The organism is Kocuria tytonicola, assembly GCF_003687455.1.
Lineage (GTDB): Bacteria > Actinomycetota > Actinomycetes > Actinomycetales > Micrococcaceae > Kocuria > Kocuria tytonicola.
In genome coordinates, this window is the sequence record NZ_PHOA01000047.1 from 1 (window position 1) to 17,761 (window position 17,761).

Here is a 17,761-nt window from a genome sequence, read left to right on the forward strand (position 1 = left end):
CCGGCAGTGGCTGTCCGAGACCCCTCTGCCCTCCGAGTGACCCGCCGCCGCGTCCCCCGCCCCTGCCCCGAACCGAGGAACCCATGCCCCTGACCGCGGACACCGCGACCGCCGCCCCGTCCAAGGCGCAGCGGGCGTACGACTGGATCAAGTCCCAGATCATGACCCAGGCGTTCTCGCCGGGCTACCGCCTGGTGCTCGCGAGCATCGCGGAGACCCTGAGCATGTCCGTGGTGCCGGTGCGCGAGGCCATCCGCCGGCTGGAGGCGGAAGGGTTCGTGACGTTCGAGCGCAACGTGGGGGCGCGTGTGTCCATGGTGGACGGGGAGCAGTACCGCTTCAGCATGGAGACGCTGGCGGTGCTGGAGGGAGCGGCCACCGCGCAGGCGGCGGCGCTGATCACTGCCGCGGACCTGGCCCACGCCCGGGAGCTCAACGCCTCCATGGAGGCATCCCTGCAGAACTTCGACCCGCAGACCTTCACCGAGACCAACCACGAGTTCCACCGTGTGCTCGCGTGCCGGTGCCCCAACGAGCGTCTCAACGACCTGGTCACGGTGGAGTGGGAGCGCCTGAACCACCTGCGGACCTCCACGTTCTCGTTCGTGCCGGAGCGCGCCCGCGCCTCGGTGACCGAGCACCACCACATCCTCCACCTCCTCGAGACCCACGCCCCGGCGGACGCCGTGGAGCGCGCCGTGCGCCAGCACCGCACGGCAACGTTGACGAGCTACCTCAGCAGCCGCGAGGTCCGCGGCGAGGCGCAGCACCGCACCGCGTGACCCGCCGACAGCAGTCCCACTGATTCGCACCGATTCTTCGCACTGATTCAAGGAGTCATCACATGGCAGCCCTGCAGGACACCAAGCCCGAGAACCTTCCCGATTCCATCCGCCACTACATCGGCGGCGAGTGGGTGGACTCGATCGACGGGGACACGTTCGACGTGCTCAACCCCGTGACCAACGAGCCCTACATCACGGCCGCCTCCGGGAAGAAGGCGGACATCGAGGCCGCCGTGGCCGCCGCGAAGAAGGCGTTCGAGGAGGGCCCCTGGCCCAGGATGCTCCCGCGTGAGCGCTCCCGGATCCTGCACAGGATCGCGGACATCGTGGAGTCCCGCGGGGACCAGCTGGCCGCCATGGAGTCCTACGACTCCGGCCTGCCCATCACCCAGGCGCTCGGCCAGGCCCGCCGGGCGGCCGAGAACTTCCGGTTCTTCGCGGACCTGATCGTCGCCCAGATCGACGACGCCTACAAGGTCCCCGGGCGCCAGGTGAACTACGTGAACCGCAAGCCCATTGGCGTGGCCGGTCTGATCACCCCGTGGAACACCCCGTTCATGCTCGAGTCCTGGAAGCTGGGCCCCGCACTCGCCACGGGCAACTGCGTGGTGCTCAAGCCCGCTGAGTTCACGCCGCTGTCCGCATCCCTGTGGCCCGGCATCTTCGAGGAGGCCGGCGTGCCCGCCGGTGTCTTCAACCTGGTCAACGGCTTCGGCGAGGAGGGCTACGCGGGTGACTCCCTCGTGAAGCACCCGGACGTGCCCCTGATCTCCTTCACGGGCGAGTCCCGCACCGGGCAGATCATCTTCGGCAACGCCGCCCCCTACCTCAAGGGCCTGTCCATGGAGCTGGGCGGCAAGTCCCCGGCCGTGGTCTTCGAGGACGCGGACCTGGAGGCCGCGATCAACGCGACCATCTTCGGTGTCTTCTCCCTCAACGGCGAGCGCTGCACCGCGGGCTCGCGCATCCTGGTCCAGCGCGGGATCTACGACGAGTTCGTGGAGCGCTACGCCGCGCAGGCCAAGCGCGTGAAGGTGGGCCTTCCCTCCGATCCCAGCACCGAGGTGGGCGCGCTGGTGCACCCGGAGCACTGGGAGAAGGTCATGTCCTACGTGGAGATCGGCAAGCAGGAGGCCCGCCTGGTGGCCGGTGGCGGGCGTCCCGAGGGCTTCGAGACCGGCAACTACGTGGCGCCCACCGTGTTCGTGGACGTGAAGCCGGACGCCCGGATCTTCCAGGAGGAGATCTTCGGCCCCGTGGTGGCCATCACTCCGTTCGACACGGACGAGGAGGCTCTGGAGCTCGCCAACAACACCAAGTACGGCCTGGCCGCCTACATCTGGACGAGCGACCTCAAGCGCGCCCACAACTTCGCGCAGAACGTGGAGGCGGGCATGGTGTGGCTGAACTCCAACAACGTGCGGGACCTGCGCACCCCGTTCGGCGGCGTGAAGGCCTCCGGGCTGGGCCACGAGGGCGGCTACCGCTCGATCGACTTCTACACGGACCAGCAGGCCGTGCACATCAACCTGGGTGAGGTCCACAACCCGGTGTTCGGCAAGCAGGAGGACGCCGCCGCGAAGGCGGACGGCTGAGCCCCTCCCGTCTCCGCCGGGGCGGCCCGTCCGCCCCGGCCCCACGACCCCACTGACCACGTCACCCTCACCACGAAGGACACACCATGACGAATCCCGCTGACCGGACAATGACGTCCTCGGGCTTCTACGTTTCCCAGGAAGCCCCGATCACCACCGACAACCCCGTCAAGACCCCGTCCGCACCCGCGCCGGACATCCTGCGCTGCGCGTACATGGAGCTCGTGGTCACGGACCTCGCGAAGTCCCGCGAGTTCTACGTGGACGTGCTGGGGCTCACGGTCACGGAGGAGGACGAGAACACCGTCTACCTGCGCTCGATCGAGGAGTTCATCCACCACAACCTGGTGCTGCGCCAGGGCCCCGTGGCCGCCGTGGCCGCGTTCTCCTACCGCGTGCGCACCCCCGAGGACCTGGACAAGGCCGTGGCCTTCTACGAGGAGCTCGGCTGCCGTGTGGAGCGCCGCGCGGAGGGCTTCACCAAGGGCATCGGCGAGTCGGTGCGCGTGGAGGACCCCCTGGGCTTCCCGTACGAGTTCTTCTACGACGTGGAGCACGTGGAGCGCCTGGCGTGGCGCTACGACCTCTACACCCCGGGCGCCCTGGTGCGCCTGGACCACTTCAACCAGGTCACCCCGGACGTGCCCCGCGCCACCAAGTTCATGCAGGACCTGGGCTTCCGCGTGACCGAGGACATCCAGGACGAGCAGGGCACGGTCTACGCCGCGTGGATGCGCCGCAAGCCCACCGTGCACGACACCGCCATGACCGGCGGCGACGGCCCGCGCATGCACCACGTGGCCTTCGCGACCCACGAGAAGCACAACATCCTGGCCATCTGCGACAAGCTCGGTGCGTTGCGCCAGTCGGACAGGATCGAGCGCGGCCCCGGCCGCCACGGCGTGTCCAACGCGTTCTACCTCTACCTGCGGGACCCGGACGGGCACCGCGTGGAGATCTACACGCAGGACTACTACACCGGTGACCCGGACAACCCCGTGGTCACGTGGGACGTCCACGACAACCAGCGCCGCGACTGGTGGGGCACCCCCGTGGTCCCCTCCTGGTACACGGAGGCCTCCCTGGTGCTGGACCTGGACGGCAACCCGCAGGAGGTCGTCTCCCGCACGGACGACTCCGAGCTCGCCGTGACCATCGGCGCGGACGGCTTCTCCTACACCCGCCCCTCCGAGGGCGAGGACTCCATGCCCGAGTGGAAGCAGGGCGAGTACAAGATGGGCCACCAGCTCTGACCCGCGACGACGACGCCGCTCGCCCCCTTACCGGGGGAGCGGCACCCGGTCCTGCTGGGCACCCGGGTGACGGAACGCCGGGAAGCCGGGGCAGCGGCGTCGTCGTCCCGTGCGGACACGGCGCACGGACCAACCGAAAGGCAAGGACATGCTGGAGCACGAACGCGTGGTGGCCATCGCGGACGAACTGGCCGCCGCGGAGGCGAACCGCTCCATGATCGAGCGCCTCACCCTGCGCTACCCGGAAATGACCGTGGAGGACTCCTACGCGGTGCAGAACGAGTGGCGCCGGCGGGCGCAGGAGTCCGGGCGGCGGCTCGTGGGCCGCAAGATCGGGCTGACGTCCAAGGTCATGCAGGAGGCCACGGGGATCACGGAGCCGGACTACGGTGCGATCTTCGCGGACCAGGTGCACGAGAACGGCTCGGTGATCGAGCACGGGCAGTACTCGAACGTGCGGATCGAGGTGGAGCTCGCGTTCGTGCTCAAGGACGAGCTGCGCGGGCCGCACACCAGCATCTTCGACGTGCTGCGGGCCACGGAGTACGTGGTGCCGGCGCTGGAGATCCTGAGCTCGCGCATCCAGATGGAGGGCCGCACCATCGTGGACACCATCTCGGACAACGCCGCCCTGGGCGGGATGGTCCACGGCGGCAACCCCGTGGCCCCGGACGCCGTGGACCTGCGGTGGGTGTCCGCGCTGCTGTACCGCAACGAGACCCTGGAGGACACGGGCGTGGCCGCCGCGGTGCTGAACCACCCCGCGAACGGGGTGGCGTGGCTCGCGAACAAGCTCGCGGCGCACGGGGATGCGCTGGAGGCCGGGAGCATCGTGCTCGCCGGGTCCTTCACCAAGCCCATGTGGGTGCACCCCGGGGACACCGTCCACGCGGACTACGGACAGTTGGGAGCCATCACGTGTCGTTTCGAGTGAACGAGCTGATCCACGCCTTCCGCGCGCCGGACGCGCCGAACCTGCCCGGTGTGCTGCCGAGCCTCAAGGACCTCTTCGCGCTGCCGCGCACACCCGAGGACCCGGTCACGGGCATCTTCCTGTCCTCCGGGGACCCGACCGCCGCGGAGATCTGCGCGAGCGCGGGCTTCGACTACCTGCTGGTGGACGGGGAGCACTCGCCGCTGTCCCTGGAGAGCGTCCAAGCGCAGCTGCGCACGATCGCCGGGTACCCCACGCTGTCCGTGGTGCGGGTGCCCGCCAACGACGAGGTCGTCGTCAAGCAGTACCTGGACCTCGGGGTGCAGTCGCTGATCGTGCCCATGGTGGATTCGGTGGCGGAGGCGGAAGCGGCGGTCCACGCCGTGGCCTACCCCGCCGCGGGTGTGCGGGGCGTGGGCGCGGCGCTCGCACGCTCCGGGCGCTGGGGCGGGATCCCCGGCTACCTGCCGCGCGCCCGGGAGACCATCACCCTGGTGGTGCAGGCGGAGTCCGCGGCGGCCGTGGCGAGCATCGAGCAGATCGCCGCGGTGGACGGGGTGGACGGCGTGTTCGTCGGTCCCTCGGACCTGGCCGCCTCCATGGGGTTGATCGGTCAGCAGACCCACCCGGACGTCGTCGCCGCCGTGAAGCACGTGATCACCGCCGTCCAGGCGGCGGGCAAGTTCGTGGGCGTCAACGCGTTCGCCCAGGACCAGGCGCGGGACTATCTCGCGGCGGGTGCCGACTTCGTGAACGTGGGCGCCGACGTCGCCCTGCTGGCTTCCGGGGCGCGGAACCTGGCGGGGGCGTTCCGGGGGTAGGTACGGGGCTGACCCGCAATCGTCAGAGCACGTGTCATCAGGCTCTCGATAGGATTCTCGCATGTTCGAGGATGCCGCCCAGCGGCCGAGTGGGGGGCGGCGCCTCTATGCATTCGTCGATGAGAGTTACCAGCAGGACCACTACTACATCGGTTGCATGGTGCTGGACCTGGACCAGTACATGGACCTCTGCGAGCGGTTTGAAGATCTAGGTAGACACGTCGCGGAGAAATACGGGGTGGATCCGGATATCGAGTTCCACGGTCATCCGATGATGCAGGGACGCAAGGAATGGCAGTGTCTCCGAGGACGGGTGCACGAGTCCGTTTCCCTCTACAGACAGGCCATGCGGCACATCCAAGCGGTCGGGGCCCGCGTGATCATCGAGGGCGTGGACGTGGCGCGGTTGAACGCCCGGTACCGGTACCCGGACCCGCCGTATGAGATCACCCTTCGGCACGCGTTGGAGAAGACGAACGACCTGACGGAGCGTATGGGGTACGACTCTTGCCTGGTGCGTGCGGACATGATCAGCAAGCACCAGGATTTCAGGGAAGCCATCGAGGGGTACACCCGAGTAGGCACCCCCGGATACAAGTCTCAAAGGCTGGAGCGGATCGAGCAGCCCATCGAGTGGTTTGATTCTGCCCAGGAACGAGGGATCCAGGCCGTTGACCTGGTTGTGTACATGTATCGGCGTACCACCGAGGTCGATCCTGGGGAAAACAAACGGGCGCAACGTGCAGCGCGAACGATCATGCGAGAACTGGGACCGCTTTATTCAGCACGCAAATGGGTGCCTTGAAGAAGCTCGGAGGTCCCCAGGGGGACCTCCGGCAGACAACGCCCCGGTGTCCGGTTCGTCGTGATACTCATGGTAGTGGCGTGTTCTAGGGGTGTCCAGGAAGGTGCTGGCATGGGGATGGGGACGCCTCGGGACGGACCTAGAATTCGGGCATGACTGGTGACCAGCTGGACGAGACCGTCAGTGCGTGCCTGAGCCTGATCGACACGCGCTTCCCGGGCGGTGAGGAGCGCGGCGCTGCCGCGATGCTGCTGGCCGACGGGACCATCCTCACCGGCACCGCTCCGGATGCGGTGAACCCGGCGGTGGAAGTCTGCCACGAGATCGAGCCGTACGCGGGCGCGTTCCGACTGAACCAGGCCGTCGTCGCGTCGGTGTGCCTGCACCGCGATGAGCGCGGGCGACTTCTGGTGCTCAGCCCGTGCGGAGTGTGCCGGGAGCGGCTGGCCGTGCACGGGCCCGACGTGCTGGCGGGTGTCGCAGCGCCGGAGGACCCCACGCAGGTCGTGTGGAAGGCACTGCGGGATGTGCTGCCGGACTACTGGATGACCGTGTTCCCGGGTGAAGTTACCGGCGGCTGGTGATGAGAGATGGCCCCCGGGCGCCCGCGACCGCGACGTTTGAGCTCCTCTACGGCGTAACCCGCCTCCGTCTCGGCGACCCACGCCTCGATCATCTCTTCCGGAACTTGGTCCCCGAGCATGTGAAAATCGTCAACGGAAATCACCGTGCAATGATTCGTCCATGAACCTCGACGGTCAACTCGACCAGATCTTTGCGGCGCGCGACCGCAGCAACATGCAACCCACCATCGAGGCGCTGGTACCCCTCTATCAAGCGCATCCGGAGAACCCGCGCGTGCTGTACGAGATCGGCGGCGCCTATGACACGGATGGGCAGGAGGGCAAAGCTGCGACCTTCTACGAGCAGGCCCTCGCTTGTGGGCTCAGCGGAGACCTCTTGCGGCGTTGCTACCTGCAGTACGCCTCGACCTTGCGAAACATCGGCCGCGTTGAGGAGTCGCTGAACGTGTTCACACTGGCTCGCGAGGCGTTCCCCGACTCACCGTCAGTGGCCGCTTTCCAAGCGGTGACCATGCACGCTGCCAACAGGCCCGACGACGCCATCGCGATTCTCCTCGAGGTGATCGTCGCTCATGTCACTGGCCCAGACATCGAGCGATACAAGCCAGCCATCCTGGGGAATGCGGCATACATCCGCAATCTGCAATAGTGGTTCATTCCCAGGCCGTACGCGCCGTTGGCTGGGTAGCGAACCGTGGGGTTGGGGTGCCAGCCCTTACACGCCGGTCGCCCCCCCCGAGTGCGTTTAGCCGCGGTCCAGGGTGCCCCAGTTTCGTTACCGTGACTGCATGGCCAGCATTCGTCCTGCGTCCCCGGCTGATGTGCTCGTGCTGCCCGCCATCGAGGCCGCGGCGGGGGAGGTTTTCCTCTCGGCAGGGATGCCGGAGGTCGCTGATGACCCGCTGCCTGACGTCGCTCAGCTCCACCGGGCCGCATCGATCGGCAGAGTGTGGGTTGCCTCGGTGAACGAGGAAGTCGTCGGCTATGCCCTGGCGGTGGTGCACGACGGCCACGCGCACCTCGAACAGGTCAGCGTCCACCCGGACCATGCCGGTCAGCGCATCGGTGCCGATCTGATCGACGCCGTGTGCGGCTGGGCGCGTTACCGGGGCGACGAGCGGCTGACGCTGACCACCTTTGACGACGTCCCGTGGAACGGGCCCTACTACCGGAGGCTGGGCTTTTGCCCTCTGGAGGACGACGCCCTCGGGCCGCAGCTCGCCGCCGAACTCTCCCAAGAACGCGAGCGGTTCACGGCACCACGGTGTGCCATGGCACGCGAGGTCTGACGGGGCAGCGAGAGCGAGGGGGTACGAACCGCGGTTGAGCTACCCGGCCGTCCCGGTGAGGCAGAAACCGCCTACAGTCACACCCACGACGTAGCGGCCGTTGCGTTACGACCATGGAACGAAGCCCAGGGCGCTTCATGCTCACTGCGTAAAGTTGTCCCCTCAAGCCTGCAACGACGAAAGGGGTGTGCGTATGCGACCCACAGCACTGGTCACAGGTGTAGGCCGCAGCAACGGTCTCGGGGCGGCCATTGCCATTCGTCTTGCCATAGACGGCTGGGACCTTGCTCTAGCTCATCTGCCTGGCTACGAGGCCCGTGTTGGGATCCCGTCGGGATCCGATGACGCTGAGCAGATTGCTGACGACTGCCGGGACAGGGGGGCAACAGTGACGTTGTTGTCGGCGGACCTGGCTGCTCCGGCAGCTCCCGGATAACTCGTGCAGCGTGCCGCTGCAGACGGCGCCCTCACGGCTCTGGTGATGGCTCATTCCGAAGGCGTCGACAGTTCGATCCTAGACACCACCGTGAAAAGCTGGGATCGCCACTACGCGGTGAATGCACGCGCGGCGTGGTTGTTGATCAAGGCCTTCGCCGAATCCCTTCCCAGTCATGTCCAGGATCAGGCCTCTGGGCGCATCGTAGCGTTGACCCATGACCATTCGGCATTCAATCTTCCCTACGGCACCAGCAAAGGTGCGCTGGATCGCCTGATCACAGCAGCAGCCATTGAACTCGCGCCGCTCGGGGTACGCTCCAACGCGATTAATCCTGGCCCGATCGATACCGGCTGGATGACTCCCGAGATGAAGGACCAACTCACAGACCTGACCCCTGCCGGTCGCCTCGGAACACCCACGGACACCGCCGATCTTGTCGCCTTCCTACTGTCCAAACAAGGAGGGTGGATCACGGGGCAAGTGCTGCACAGCAACGGCGGGGTCGGCGTGGCATAGCCCAGGCGGTCATGAGCGCGTCCCGCCTCAGGTGCCCGTCTCGACGGTGAGCGGCTCGGCGCGGTGCAGTGCCTCCACCACCTCCGCGTACCGCCGACGCTTGTTGGCGGCCAGGACGGAGCCGCGGAGTCCTCTCAGCTCCCCGGCCCGCCGCTGGGCGTGGGCCAGCAGCTCTGCGGCGGGGACGGCGTCGTCGACGATTCCGGCCGCGGCCGCCGTCGGGGCGTCGTACCGCTCGGACAGGACCATCGCGCGGTGGACCTCGCGCGGCGCGAGCCGGGACGAAACCAGGGCGGCCAGCCCGGACGTGAACGGGACCCCGATCGAGGTCTCCGGGAGGCACAGGAACCCGCGTTCCGCCCGGGCGCAGCGCTCGTCGCACGCCAGGCCCAGCAGGAGACCGCCGCCGTAGCAGTGGCCGTTGATGGCGCAAACCGTGGGAACCCCCAGGACCAGGATGCGGGCGACGAGCGCCTGGAACGCCGCGCTGTAGCCCGGCTCGGCGAACAGTTCCGGCACGAGCCCGTTCGAGAAGAACTTGCCCTGCGCGGTGATCACGAGCCCGAGCTCCCCGGGCGTCGACTCGACCTCCGTGAGGGCGGCGTCAATGGCCCGTATTCGCTCGACGGTGAAGCGGTGGTCCCCTTCGAGGGAGTCACTGATGTCGAGGGTGAAGACGTTCTCATTGCGGGTCAGCTGAGTCACGTTCTCAGCATGGCACCCCGTCGTTCGTGGGCCTGCCAGAGACCGAGGTCGGCTTGTCGTCCGAGACTGCGGTCCACTTCCGAAAGAAAATCAGCCCACGCCATTCGGCAACGGGCTGATCATGATGAGCCGACCGTACCGCTCCTGAAGAGACGCGCCGGCGGGTTTCGGGCCTAGACTCGCGGCACACCACCCCGACGAACGGAGCCCCCATGACCACCGCGAACCAGAGCACCCCGGAAGCCGGTGCGAGCGGGCAGGACGTCGCGGACGTCGTCGTGATCGGCGGTGGGCCCGCGGGGGAGAACGTGGCGCAGTACGCGCACGAGGGCGGGCTGTCCGCGGTGGTCGTGGAGGAGTCCCTGATGGGCGGGGACTGCTCGTACTACGCGTGCATGCCCAGCAAGGCGCTGCTGCGCCCGCTGGAGGTCGCGCACACCGCGCAGCACCTGGGAGGCGTGGACTCCCCGGAGGTGGCGACACACGACCTGCTCGCCCGCCGGGACAGCTGGGTGTCCCACTACGACGACGCCGGGCAGGTCCGCTGGGCGGAAGACGCGGGCCTGCGGGTGGTCCGCGGCCACGGTGAGATCGTGGGCCCCCGAAAGGTGCGCGTGACCGGGGACGGGCAGAGCCGTACGCTGACGGCCCGGAAGGCCGTGGTGCTGGCCACGGGGTCCACCGCAGTGGTTCCGCCCGCCCTCGCAGGCCTCCACGCGTGGAGCTCGAAGGACGCCACCGGGATCGTGGAGGTGCCCGGGAGCACCGCCGTGGTGGGTGGCGGTGTGGTGGCCGTGGAGGCCGCCACGTGGTTGGCCGCCCTCGGTTCCCGGGTCACCCTGCTCGTGCGCGGGGAGTCCCTGCTCTCCGGAAACGAGCCGTTCGCGGGCGACCTCGTGCAGGCTTCGCTGGAGAACGCCGGTGTGGACGTCCGGCTGCGGACCGAGGTCCGGGAGGCCACCCGCGAGGACGCCCGGGACACCGGTCTCGGCCGGGTCCACGGCAGCCCGGTCCGGCTGTGCACCACGCACGGTGAGCTGGAGGTGGACGAGGTGCTGGTGGCCACGGGCCGCACGCCACGCCTCACGGACCTCGGGCTGGAGTCCGTGGGCGTCACCGCACGGGATGTGCGCTCCGGGAACCTTCCCGACTGGCTGCACGCGGTCGGTGACGCCGCCGGGTGCTCCCTGCTGACCCACATGGGCAAGTACGAGGCCCGTGTGCTCGGCGCCCGACTGGCCGGGATGCTCGAGAGCGAGCCGCCCGCCGTCGTGCCCGTCCCCCAGGCCGTGTTCACGGACCCCCAGGTAGGCTCTGTGGGCCTCACGGAGCGCGCCGCGCGCGAGGCGGGGCACCGCGTGGTGGTGGCGGAGGCGCCGATCACCGGCACCGCGGGGGCAGCCCTCTCGCGGGACGACGCCGCCGGGCGCGCCAAGCTCGTGGTGGACCGGGACTCCGGGGCACTGCTGGGTGCGACCTTCGTGGGTCCGGATGCGGCGGAACTGGTCCACGCCGCCACCGTTGCGGTGGTGGGGCAGGTGCCGGTGCGCGTGCTGCGCCACGCGGTGCCGAGCTACCCCACGGTCTCCGAGATCTGGCTGCGGCTGCTGGAGGACCTCCCCGTGGGGCTGCGCTGAGGAGTCACGCGGGACCCCGCGTGCGGACCCACCCCAGTGACCACAACGCCGCGACCCGCAACAACTAGCCTGAAGGCATGACCACCACCGAGCGGCAACCACCCTCCGCCCACCTGCGACTTGCCGCGGCCGTGCTGCTCGGCGTGGCGGCCGGTGGGATCGCCTCGCTGTTCCTGGACGGGCTGCTGGCCGTGCTGGTGGGGGCGTGCGGGGTGTCCCTGGTGTACGTGGTGCTCGCCGTGTCCGTGCTGTGGCCCCTGGACGCGGCGCACACGCGCAGGAACTCGGTGCGCGAGGACTTCCAGCCCCTGGTGCAGGAGGCCACCGTGGTGGCGCTGTCCCTGGTGAACCTTTTGACCATCATGGTCATCCTGGTCCGCGGCGCCGCGGACACACGCACCACCGGGGCGGTGCTGGGGCTGCTGGGGATCCTGCTCACGTGGGCCATGCTCCACCTGATGTACGGTGCCCGCTACGCCCACGAGTACTACCGGCACCCGCAGGGCGGGATCGACTTCAACACCCAGGACCCGCCCCGCTACGTGGACTTCCTGTACTTCTCCTTCAACCTGGGCATGACGTTCCAGGTCTCGGACAACAACGTGGCCACCACTCGGCTGCGCGCCGTGATCCTGCGCCACTGCCTGCTGTCCTTCGTCTTCAGCACGGTCATCCTGGCGGCCACGGTGAACGTGGTTCTCGGTGTGCTGCCAGGATGACCGCGCCTGTTTCTCTCCCCGCGCAGTGCGCCCCGCAGTGACGGCCGGTGGGTGGTGGGGCCCTAGGAACCGGCGCGGACGGATTTCAGGATCGCGTCCACGGTTCCGGCGTCGTCGGTCTGGTTGATCTCGTTGACCAGCTCCACGCCCTTGCTCTGGGAGAGGGGCCGGTTGCCCTCGTTCACGGGCGAGTAGTGGAACTCGGCCCACAGGTCCCCCTTGTCGCCGCCCTTGAGGTGCACGATGCCCTTGTTGTCCGCGGGGGTGAGCCCCCACAGCACGGAGTCGCTGCGCTCGCCGCGCGGCGGTGCGGGCACGTAGCTGGCGTACGTGAACACCTTGGTGCCCAGCTGCTCGCCCAGCGGGGTCTCGTGCCCGATCAGCGGGTGCTTGGGCCGGGTGAACCAGTCGCCCTTGGGCGGGCGGGCCTTCGTGGACGCCACCGTCCCCTTGACCTTGCCGTCCGGACTGGTGAGTTCCAGGTACCCCTGGTCCACCGCCGCCGCCCAGTCCTTCGGGTACTGCACGGTGAACAACTTGTCCGGGTCCGTGTACGTCTGCGTGAGCTCGTAGACATCCGCGCTGTTCGCCTCCGCGGGCGTCACCCCGTTCTGTGCTCCCGGGGCCGACGACGCCGTGCCCCCCGCGCCGGTCGGCGGGGCACCCGCCTCGGCGCTCGCCGTGGCACCACCCGCGGCGGGCGCGTCAGGAGAGTCGCCGGAGCAGCCGGTGACCGCGAGGAGGCCGAACAGGGCGGCCGCGGCGGGCAGTGCCCTGGGGAGAGTTCGCTTCGCCATAGCAAACAGACTCGCAACCGGCGGCGGTGCGTGCAAGGTCACATCGGGGCCGTCACCAATTCGTGATCTTGCACGCGCACCGAGATGTCACCGGTGCGGGTTGTTTCCCCATCTGACCTGCGCAGATGCACATGCATCAGGCCCTCCGCACTTCGGGGGACGGGTTGGCGGTGACCCCTCCCGGACGTGCAGGAGCCCGGTCGGAGGCGTCTCCGACCGGGCACCCTGGTTCCGGAAAAGGGGCGCAACGCCCCGGGCGGGTCAGGTCCTCACGCCTCCGGCAGGTCCCTGGGGGTGAGGTAGCGCTCGCCCTCCTCGGTGGTCCCGAGGTCGTAGTCGCGCTCCTGCTCCTGCACACGCTCCTCCACCAGGCGGGAGTGGCGCACCGGTTCCGTGGCGGGCATGCTCTCCGGCGTCTCGTACTGCGCGGTGTTTTTCCCGCCACGTTCGGCCTCGGACCTCCCACGGTCGTCCTGGGCGCTGACACCGTCGGGGCCCCGGTGGTCCGGGAAGTTCGCCGGGTTGTCGGAGACGTTCGGGTTCTCGTCCCCGGGGCGCGGCTGGAACTTGCGCGTCCCTGCCAGGGCCTCGGAGTCCACGTCCCGCACGTCGCGCTCCCGGGCGGCCTCCCGGTCCGCCACGGGAACGCCGGTCTCCTGGATGGCCTTGGGAGGCTTCCCGCCGTGACGGGTGTGGTCCTCCCGGGTGGCGTCCGCGGAGGCGGTCGGTGCGGTGGTGCCGGGGGCCGTGGATGCGGCGCGGGCGGCGTCGTCGTGTCCGGTGGGGCGAGAGGTGCGTGGGGCCGCGCCCGGTTGGTCGGGGTCCCCGTCCGCCGAGCTCTCGTCCGGCTGGGTGTCGCGCCCGGCGCGGGAGTCGTCCTGACCCTTGACCGTGGTGGGCTGGTCGGGGTCGTCGATCTGGCCTGCCGACGCGATGGGGTCCGTGCTCTCGGGCTGCTGGGTCATGTCGTGCCTCCTGGTGTCGGGGTGGCCTGAGCCACTGTCGTGTGCTCCATCTTGGCACTGCCGCAGGTCCTGCGTAAGCACCCTGAGCACTGGTTCAGCTGCTGGAGGAGGTCTCCACCGGGCGGTCCGTGTGGGAGTACTGGGACCAGCTGCCGGGGAACAGGCGCCCCGCGCCCAGCCCCGCGTGCTCGGCCACCAGCAGGTTGTGGCACGCCGTGACCCCGGAGCCGCAGTAGGAGATCATCCAGGTGGCGTCCGTGACCCCGGCGGCCAGGAAGCGCGCCCGCAGCTCCTGGACCGGCTGCAGCGTCCTGTCCTCCCGCAGGTGCTCACGGCACGGCACGTTCACGGCACCAGGAATGTGGCCCGAGCGGGGGTCCACGGGGTCCGGGGCCTGGCCGGCGTAGCGGGTGCGGTCCCGGGCGTCCACCACCAGGGGGCCGTGGGTGGCCTCGTCGATGTCCGCGAGCGCCTCGCGCGGCCACGGGACGGGCGTGAACTCGGCAGCGGGCAGCACGGCGCGGTGCCGCTCCAGATCCTCCGTGGGGAAAGCATCCAGCCCACCGTCCAGCACCGCCGCGCGGTGGCCCGTGGTGCGCAGCATCCACACGAGACGCGCGGCCATCACGCCGCCGGCGTCGTCGTAGGCCACCACCGTGGAGTCGTCCCCGATGCCCGCCGCGGACATGGCCGCCGCGAAGTCCTCGGGTGCGGGCAGCGGGTGGCGGCCAGCCTCCGGTGCCGCGGGTGCCGCCAGTGCCGTCTCCGTGTCCACGAACACCGCCCCCGGAAGGTGCCCCCGGAGGTACTCGGCCTCCGCGCTGCGCCCGTCCAGGTACATGCGCGCGTCCGCCAGCACCACCTCGTCCCGGTGCTCGGCCAGCCACTGCGCGGTGACAAAGGGGTCCATGCCCGCCTCCTCGTTCGACGACGTCGCTGCTCGCCTCCCAGCGTAGGGCGCGCCCGGGGCGGTGGGAACGGCGGGGTCACAGGCAGGTCCGGGAGGTGGGTGTGCGGGGACCGGGCGGGCGGCGTCGTCGTCGACCGGTGGGGAATGTCCGTGATGGGTACGGTGAGGTCATGCGAAAGAAACTGACGACCGTCCACCGCAAGGCCAACCGCACCGCCGTGCTCTCCGGGCTGGCGCTCACCGGAATGGGGGTGCTGCACCTGGTGAAGCCGGAGCCCTTCGACGCGCTGATCCCCGAGCAGCTGCCGGGAACGGCGCGGCAGTGGTCCATCGGCTCCGGCTACGCGGAGCTGGCTACGGCGGCGCTGCTGCTCGTGCCGCGCACCCGCAGGGCCGGAGGGGCCGTGTCCGCAGCGCTGTTCGTGGGCGTGTGGCCGGGGAACATGAAGATGGCGTGGGACTCGCGCCACGCATCGCCCGCCAAGCAGGCGATTGCGTACGGGCGGCTGCCATTGCAGATCCCGCTGATCGTCAGTGCGGTGAAGATCGCGCGCAACGCCTGAGCAGGACCCCCCCTACTGCCGGTCCCGGTGGAGGCGCACGGCCCAGAACCCCGTGACGGCCGGGGCGGCGATCACCACGAACACCGCGAAGGGCACCAGTGGCCCGCCCAGTGCGAGGCTCAGAACCACCGCGAGCAGCACGGCAATCCATGCTGCCGAAACGGCGCAGAGAGCAGTCCTGTTGCGGGTCATGCGGTCCTCGTCCCGGTGGCGACGGCGCCGAGTGCCCGACGCGTGGTGCCGATGGTAACCACGGATGGTCTACGAACGGCACCGTCGCGGAGCGCAAGGGGGCAAGGCGGTGCGGTCCGCATCGCCTCACGAGCTCCAGCGAGCTGGGCGTCAACCCCAGAGGGCATCTGGTGTCTGCATCCAGGTGCAGGAGCACTGCCCAGGGTGGGCCGGTTCCCCGAGCGCCAGCGCCGGAGTTGTGCGACCACCCGGGTCAGTGCGGCATACTGCGGGGCATGCAACTTGAATGCCGCCATGCTCCGTCCTTCACCGTCTCCCGTCTGCTCCTCGAACCCGAGGAGACCGCCAACGTGGAAAGTGGCGCCATGATGGCTCACTCGGACGGCATCCAGATGTCCAGCAAGGCCGCCGGGGGCGGCATCATGAAGGGCCTCAAGCGCTCCGTCCTGTCGGGCGAGTCGTTCTTCTCGACGACCTTCACCGCTCCGGCCGGTGGGGGATGGGTCGACATTGCTGGCGTGCTGCCCGGAGACATGGTCGCGCTGGACATCGAACCTGAGCGCCCGTATTTCGTGGCCCGTGGCAACTGGATGGCCAACTCCGAGGGTGTGGAGGTCACCTCGAAGTTCGGTGGCATGAAGAACCTCTTCGGTGGCGAAGGCGGCTTCGGGCTCCAAGCCAGCGGGCAGGGCCTCGTCGTGCTCAGCGTCTACGGAGCCATTGACGTTATGGACCTGCAGCCCGGGGAACGCGTCGTCATCGACACCGGCCACGTGGTGGCCTACGACCTCGCAATGCAGTTCACCACGCGTCGTGCTGTGTCGGGCCGCTCGTTCCAGTCGATGAAGTCCGGTGAGGGTCTCGTGTTCGAGTTCACCGGACCGGGCCGGGTGTACCTCCAGTCACGCAACCCGCAGTCCTTCGCCGACTGGGCGGCGAAGCTCATGCCGTCATCCAACGCTCAGGGCGGCCTCGGCGGGCTGTTCGACTGAGCGCCACCTTCGAAGGGCGCGCCCTTCGAGTCCGCGCGAGCACGCCATGCTGCAGGTGACGTGACCCCGAACATCTAGGGTGACCACCATGCGCATTGCACTCGGACAGCTGCTCAGCACCTACGACCCCGGAGAGAACCTGCGAGCCGTCGCGGACCTCGCGCGCCGCGCGGGCGGGGACGGTGCGGATCTCCTCGTGCTGCCGGAGGCCACCATGTTCGCGTTCGGGCGCAGCCTCAAGGGTGTGGCCGAGCCGCTCGACGGTTCGTGGGCCAGCGCCGTCACGGACCTCGCCCGGGAGCACTCGGTGGGAATCGTGGCGGGCATGTTCACCCCGGGGGACGGCGGCCGCGTGCGGAACACCACGCTGATCGCCCTGCCGGACGGCACCGTGCGCGGCTACTCCAAGATCCACCTCTTCGACGCGTTCGGCTTCACGGAGTCCGACACCGTGGACCCCGGCGACGAGCCCGTCACCTTCTCGGTGGCCGGCACCACCGTGGGCGTGGCCACGTGCTACGACATCCGCTTCCCGCGCCTGTTCACCCGGCTCGCCCACGACGGCGCCCGGGTCACGGTGGTGGGCGCGTCCTGGGGTGACGGCCCGGGCAAGGTGGAGCAGTGGGAGCTGCTGGCCCGTGCCCGCGCGCTGGACACCACTTGCTACGTGGTGGCGGTGGGCCAGGCGAACCCCGCGGCCGTGGGCGCGGAGAACCCGGACAGGGCGCCGCGAGGGGTGGGGCACAGCGTCGTCGCCGCCCCGGACGGCACCGTGGTGACCTCCCTGGGGGAGGCTCGGGACTACGCGGTGGTGGACCTGGACCTGGACCTCGTGGAGCGCACCCGCAAGGCCATCCCGGTGCTGGAGAACGCCCGGGAGCTCTAGGCCCGGCGCGCGACGGACCACCACCGGCCGGCCCGTCGCTGCGCCGAAGAACCATCGGAAGAGTGGCCGATGGGCCATGGCCAACGGCCAAGAATGCTCCTACGGTGAGGAGACCCGGCGCGGCACCGCGCAGGGTCCGCCACCGACCAACGGGGTGAACACACCGTGCGGATGATCGAGATCCTCTCCTCCGAGAGCCCGCTCCAACCGACCGTGACCGAGGCCATCCTGTCCTACGGCCCCCTGCTCCTCATGTTCGCGGTGTTCCTCGCCATCGTCGTGTACTGCATCCGCTCGCTGTGGCGCCGGGTGACCGCCGGCAGGGAAGCGGGGCGGCACGACGGGCACCGGGGGACGCACCACGGGGTGGGCCC

Annotated in this window: 21 protein-coding genes; 16 read left to right on the forward strand and 5 right to left on the reverse strand. The window is 69.4% G+C overall.

The window, feature by feature from the left end; translation table 11 throughout:
* Positions 1–83 precede the first annotated feature (83 nt).
* The 10 genes from CWC38_RS06730 to CWC38_RS12610 all read left to right on the forward strand — a co-directional run bounded on the left by CWC38_RS06730 (position 84) and on the right by CWC38_RS12610 (position 9,021).
* Entirely contained in the window at positions 84–782 is a 699-nt protein-coding gene (locus tag CWC38_RS06730; RefSeq protein ID WP_121846039.1) for a GntR family transcriptional regulator, read from the forward strand.
* 62 nt (positions 783–844) lie between these two features.
* Positions 845–2,380, forward strand: coding sequence for a 5-carboxymethyl-2-hydroxymuconate semialdehyde dehydrogenase (gene hpaE / locus CWC38_RS06735; RefSeq protein WP_121846040.1), 1,536 nt, complete (start codon positions 845–847; stop codon positions 2,378–2,380).
* Between the two features lie 86 nt (positions 2,381–2,466).
* Complete coding sequence (gene hpaD, locus CWC38_RS06740) at positions 2,467–3,633, forward strand: 3,4-dihydroxyphenylacetate 2,3-dioxygenase (RefSeq protein WP_121846041.1); 1,167 nt, start codon at positions 2,467–2,469, stop codon at positions 3,631–3,633.
* Positions 3,634–3,781: 148 nt separating this feature from the next.
* Positions 3,782–4,567, forward strand: coding sequence for a 2-oxo-hept-4-ene-1,7-dioate hydratase (gene hpaH / locus CWC38_RS06745; protein ID WP_121846042.1), 786 nt, complete (start codon positions 3,782–3,784; stop codon positions 4,565–4,567).
* 50 nt (positions 4,568–4,617) lie between these two features.
* On the forward strand, positions 4,618–5,388 hold the full coding sequence (locus CWC38_RS06750) for an HpcH/HpaI aldolase family protein (RefSeq protein ID WP_121846055.1): 771 nt from the start codon (positions 4,618–4,620) through the stop codon (positions 5,386–5,388).
* A gap of 61 nt (positions 5,389–5,449) precedes the next feature.
* The gene (locus CWC38_RS06755; protein WP_121846043.1) at positions 5,450–6,193 is read left to right on the forward strand and encodes a DUF3800 domain-containing protein; all 744 of its coding nucleotides are present in this window, start codon (positions 5,450–5,452) and stop codon (positions 6,191–6,193) included.
* 152 nt (positions 6,194–6,345) lie between these two features.
* On the forward strand, positions 6,346–6,777 hold the full coding sequence (locus CWC38_RS06760) for a cytidine deaminase (RefSeq protein WP_121846044.1): 432 nt from the start codon (positions 6,346–6,348) through the stop codon (positions 6,775–6,777).
* A gap of 160 nt (positions 6,778–6,937) precedes the next feature.
* A complete protein-coding gene (locus CWC38_RS06770) occupies positions 6,938–7,426 on the forward strand; it encodes a tetratricopeptide repeat protein (protein ID WP_121846045.1) in 489 nt (162 codons plus the stop codon).
* Between the two features lie 139 nt (positions 7,427–7,565).
* Positions 7,566–8,066, forward strand: a complete 501-nt coding sequence (locus CWC38_RS06775) for a GNAT family N-acetyltransferase (protein ID WP_121846046.1) — start codon at positions 7,566–7,568, stop codon at positions 8,064–8,066.
* 478 nt (positions 8,067–8,544) lie between these two features.
* On the forward strand, positions 8,545–9,021 hold the full coding sequence (locus tag CWC38_RS12610; protein WP_338067523.1) for an SDR family oxidoreductase: 477 nt from the start codon (positions 8,545–8,547) through the stop codon (positions 9,019–9,021).
* A gap of 27 nt (positions 9,022–9,048) precedes the next feature.
* On the opposite strand, the gene CWC38_RS06785 is transcribed toward CWC38_RS12610, so the two are convergent.
* Positions 9,049–9,726 carry an enoyl-CoA hydratase/isomerase family protein gene (locus tag CWC38_RS06785; RefSeq protein WP_121846047.1) on the reverse strand — a complete coding sequence of 226 codons (678 nt, stop codon included), beginning with the start codon at positions 9,724–9,726 and terminating at the stop codon, positions 9,049–9,051.
* Between the two features lie 212 nt (positions 9,727–9,938).
* Here CWC38_RS06785 and CWC38_RS06790 point away from each other — a divergent pair, with 212 nt between their 5' ends.
* Positions 9,939–11,363 carry a dihydrolipoyl dehydrogenase family protein gene (locus tag CWC38_RS06790; protein WP_121846048.1) on the forward strand — a complete coding sequence of 475 codons (1,425 nt, stop codon included), beginning with the start codon at positions 9,939–9,941 and terminating at the stop codon, positions 11,361–11,363.
* A 77-nt stretch (positions 11,364–11,440) separates the two neighbouring features.
* Positions 11,441–12,082, forward strand: coding sequence for a DUF1345 domain-containing protein (locus CWC38_RS06795; RefSeq protein ID WP_121846049.1), 642 nt, complete (start codon positions 11,441–11,443; stop codon positions 12,080–12,082).
* Positions 12,083–12,144: 62 nt separating this feature from the next.
* Here the strand turns inward: CWC38_RS06795 and CWC38_RS06800 are convergent, their stop codons facing one another.
* The 3 genes from CWC38_RS06800 to CWC38_RS06810 form a co-directional block, all read right to left on the reverse strand.
* Positions 12,145–12,879, reverse strand: coding sequence for a hypothetical protein (locus CWC38_RS06800; protein WP_240625098.1), 735 nt, complete (start codon positions 12,877–12,879; stop codon positions 12,145–12,147).
* A 269-nt stretch (positions 12,880–13,148) separates the two neighbouring features.
* A complete protein-coding gene (locus CWC38_RS06805) occupies positions 13,149–13,844 on the reverse strand; it encodes a hypothetical protein (RefSeq protein WP_121846050.1) in 696 nt (231 codons plus the stop codon).
* Positions 13,845–13,938: 94 nt separating this feature from the next.
* The gene (locus CWC38_RS06810) at positions 13,939–14,754 is read right to left on the reverse strand and encodes a sulfurtransferase (protein WP_121846051.1); all 816 of its coding nucleotides are present in this window, start codon (positions 14,752–14,754) and stop codon (positions 13,939–13,941) included.
* A gap of 170 nt (positions 14,755–14,924) precedes the next feature.
* On the opposite strand from CWC38_RS06810, the gene CWC38_RS06815 reads away from it, so the two are divergent.
* Positions 14,925–15,317, forward strand: coding sequence for a DoxX family protein (locus tag CWC38_RS06815; RefSeq protein ID WP_121846052.1), 393 nt, complete (start codon positions 14,925–14,927; stop codon positions 15,315–15,317).
* A 12-nt stretch (positions 15,318–15,329) separates the two neighbouring features.
* Here CWC38_RS06815 and CWC38_RS06820 read toward each other — a convergent pair whose 3' ends face one another.
* Entirely contained in the window at positions 15,330–15,509 is a 180-nt protein-coding gene (locus CWC38_RS06820) for a hypothetical protein (protein ID WP_121846053.1), read from the reverse strand.
* Positions 15,510–15,784: 275 nt separating this feature from the next.
* Between CWC38_RS06820 and CWC38_RS06825 the strand changes: the two genes are divergently transcribed.
* The 3 genes from CWC38_RS06825 to CWC38_RS06835 form a co-directional block, all read left to right on the forward strand.
* Positions 15,785–16,501, forward strand: coding sequence for a TIGR00266 family protein (locus CWC38_RS06825; protein ID WP_121846054.1), 717 nt, complete (start codon positions 15,785–15,787; stop codon positions 16,499–16,501).
* 88 nt (positions 16,502–16,589) lie between these two features.
* Complete coding sequence (locus CWC38_RS06830) at positions 16,590–17,387, forward strand: carbon-nitrogen hydrolase family protein (protein WP_121846057.1); 798 nt, start codon at positions 16,590–16,592, stop codon at positions 17,385–17,387.
* A 171-nt stretch (positions 17,388–17,558) separates the two neighbouring features.
* A partial coding sequence (locus CWC38_RS06835; protein WP_133306235.1) for a hypothetical protein occupies positions 17,559–17,761 on the forward strand: 203 nt, incomplete at its 3' end.

What these genes read in the sequence shown, in the direction of transcription:
- CWC38_RS06775 (WP_121846046.1), top strand. Translation starts at nt 7,566, where the DNA reads ATGGCCAGCATTCGTCCTGCGTCCCCGGCTGATGTGCTCGTGCTGCCC.
- CWC38_RS06830 (WP_121846057.1), top strand. Translation starts at nt 16,590, where the DNA reads ATGCGCATTGCACTCGGACAGCTGCTCAGCACCTACGACCCCGGAGAG.
- CWC38_RS06755 (WP_121846043.1), top strand. Translation starts at nt 5,450, where the DNA reads ATGTTCGAGGATGCCGCCCAGCGGCCGAGTGGGGGGCGGCGCCTCTAT.
- CWC38_RS06730 (WP_121846039.1), top strand. Translation starts at nt 84, where the DNA reads ATGCCCCTGACCGCGGACACCGCGACCGCCGCCCCGTCCAAGGCGCAG.
- CWC38_RS06820 (WP_121846053.1), bottom strand. Translation starts at nt 15,509, where the DNA reads ATGACCCGCAACAGGACTGCTCTCTGCGCCGTTTCGGCAGCATGGATT.
- CWC38_RS06770 (WP_121846045.1), top strand. Translation starts at nt 6,938, where the DNA reads ATGAACCTCGACGGTCAACTCGACCAGATCTTTGCGGCGCGCGACCGC.
- CWC38_RS06810 (WP_121846051.1), bottom strand. Translation starts at nt 14,754, where the DNA reads ATGGACCCCTTTGTCACCGCGCAGTGGCTGGCCGAGCACCGGGACGAG.
- hpaH (WP_121846042.1), top strand. Translation starts at nt 3,782, where the DNA reads ATGCTGGAGCACGAACGCGTGGTGGCCATCGCGGACGAACTGGCCGCC.
- CWC38_RS06760 (WP_121846044.1), top strand. Translation starts at nt 6,346, where the DNA reads ATGACTGGTGACCAGCTGGACGAGACCGTCAGTGCGTGCCTGAGCCTG.
- hpaD (WP_121846041.1), top strand. Translation starts at nt 2,467, where the DNA reads ATGACGAATCCCGCTGACCGGACAATGACGTCCTCGGGCTTCTACGTT.
- CWC38_RS06815 (WP_121846052.1), top strand. Translation starts at nt 14,925, where the DNA reads ATGCGAAAGAAACTGACGACCGTCCACCGCAAGGCCAACCGCACCGCC.
- CWC38_RS06800 (WP_240625098.1), bottom strand. Translation starts at nt 12,879, where the DNA reads ATGGCGAAGCGAACTCTCCCCAGGGCACTGCCCGCCGCGGCCGCCCTG.
- hpaE (WP_121846040.1), top strand. Translation starts at nt 845, where the DNA reads ATGGCAGCCCTGCAGGACACCAAGCCCGAGAACCTTCCCGATTCCATC.
- CWC38_RS06825 (WP_121846054.1), top strand. Translation starts at nt 15,785, where the DNA reads ATGCAACTTGAATGCCGCCATGCTCCGTCCTTCACCGTCTCCCGTCTG.
- CWC38_RS06805 (WP_121846050.1), bottom strand. Translation starts at nt 13,844, where the DNA reads ATGACCCAGCAGCCCGAGAGCACGGACCCCATCGCGTCGGCAGGCCAG.
- CWC38_RS06795 (WP_121846049.1), top strand. Translation starts at nt 11,441, where the DNA reads ATGACCACCACCGAGCGGCAACCACCCTCCGCCCACCTGCGACTTGCC.
- CWC38_RS06790 (WP_121846048.1), top strand. Translation starts at nt 9,939, where the DNA reads ATGACCACCGCGAACCAGAGCACCCCGGAAGCCGGTGCGAGCGGGCAG.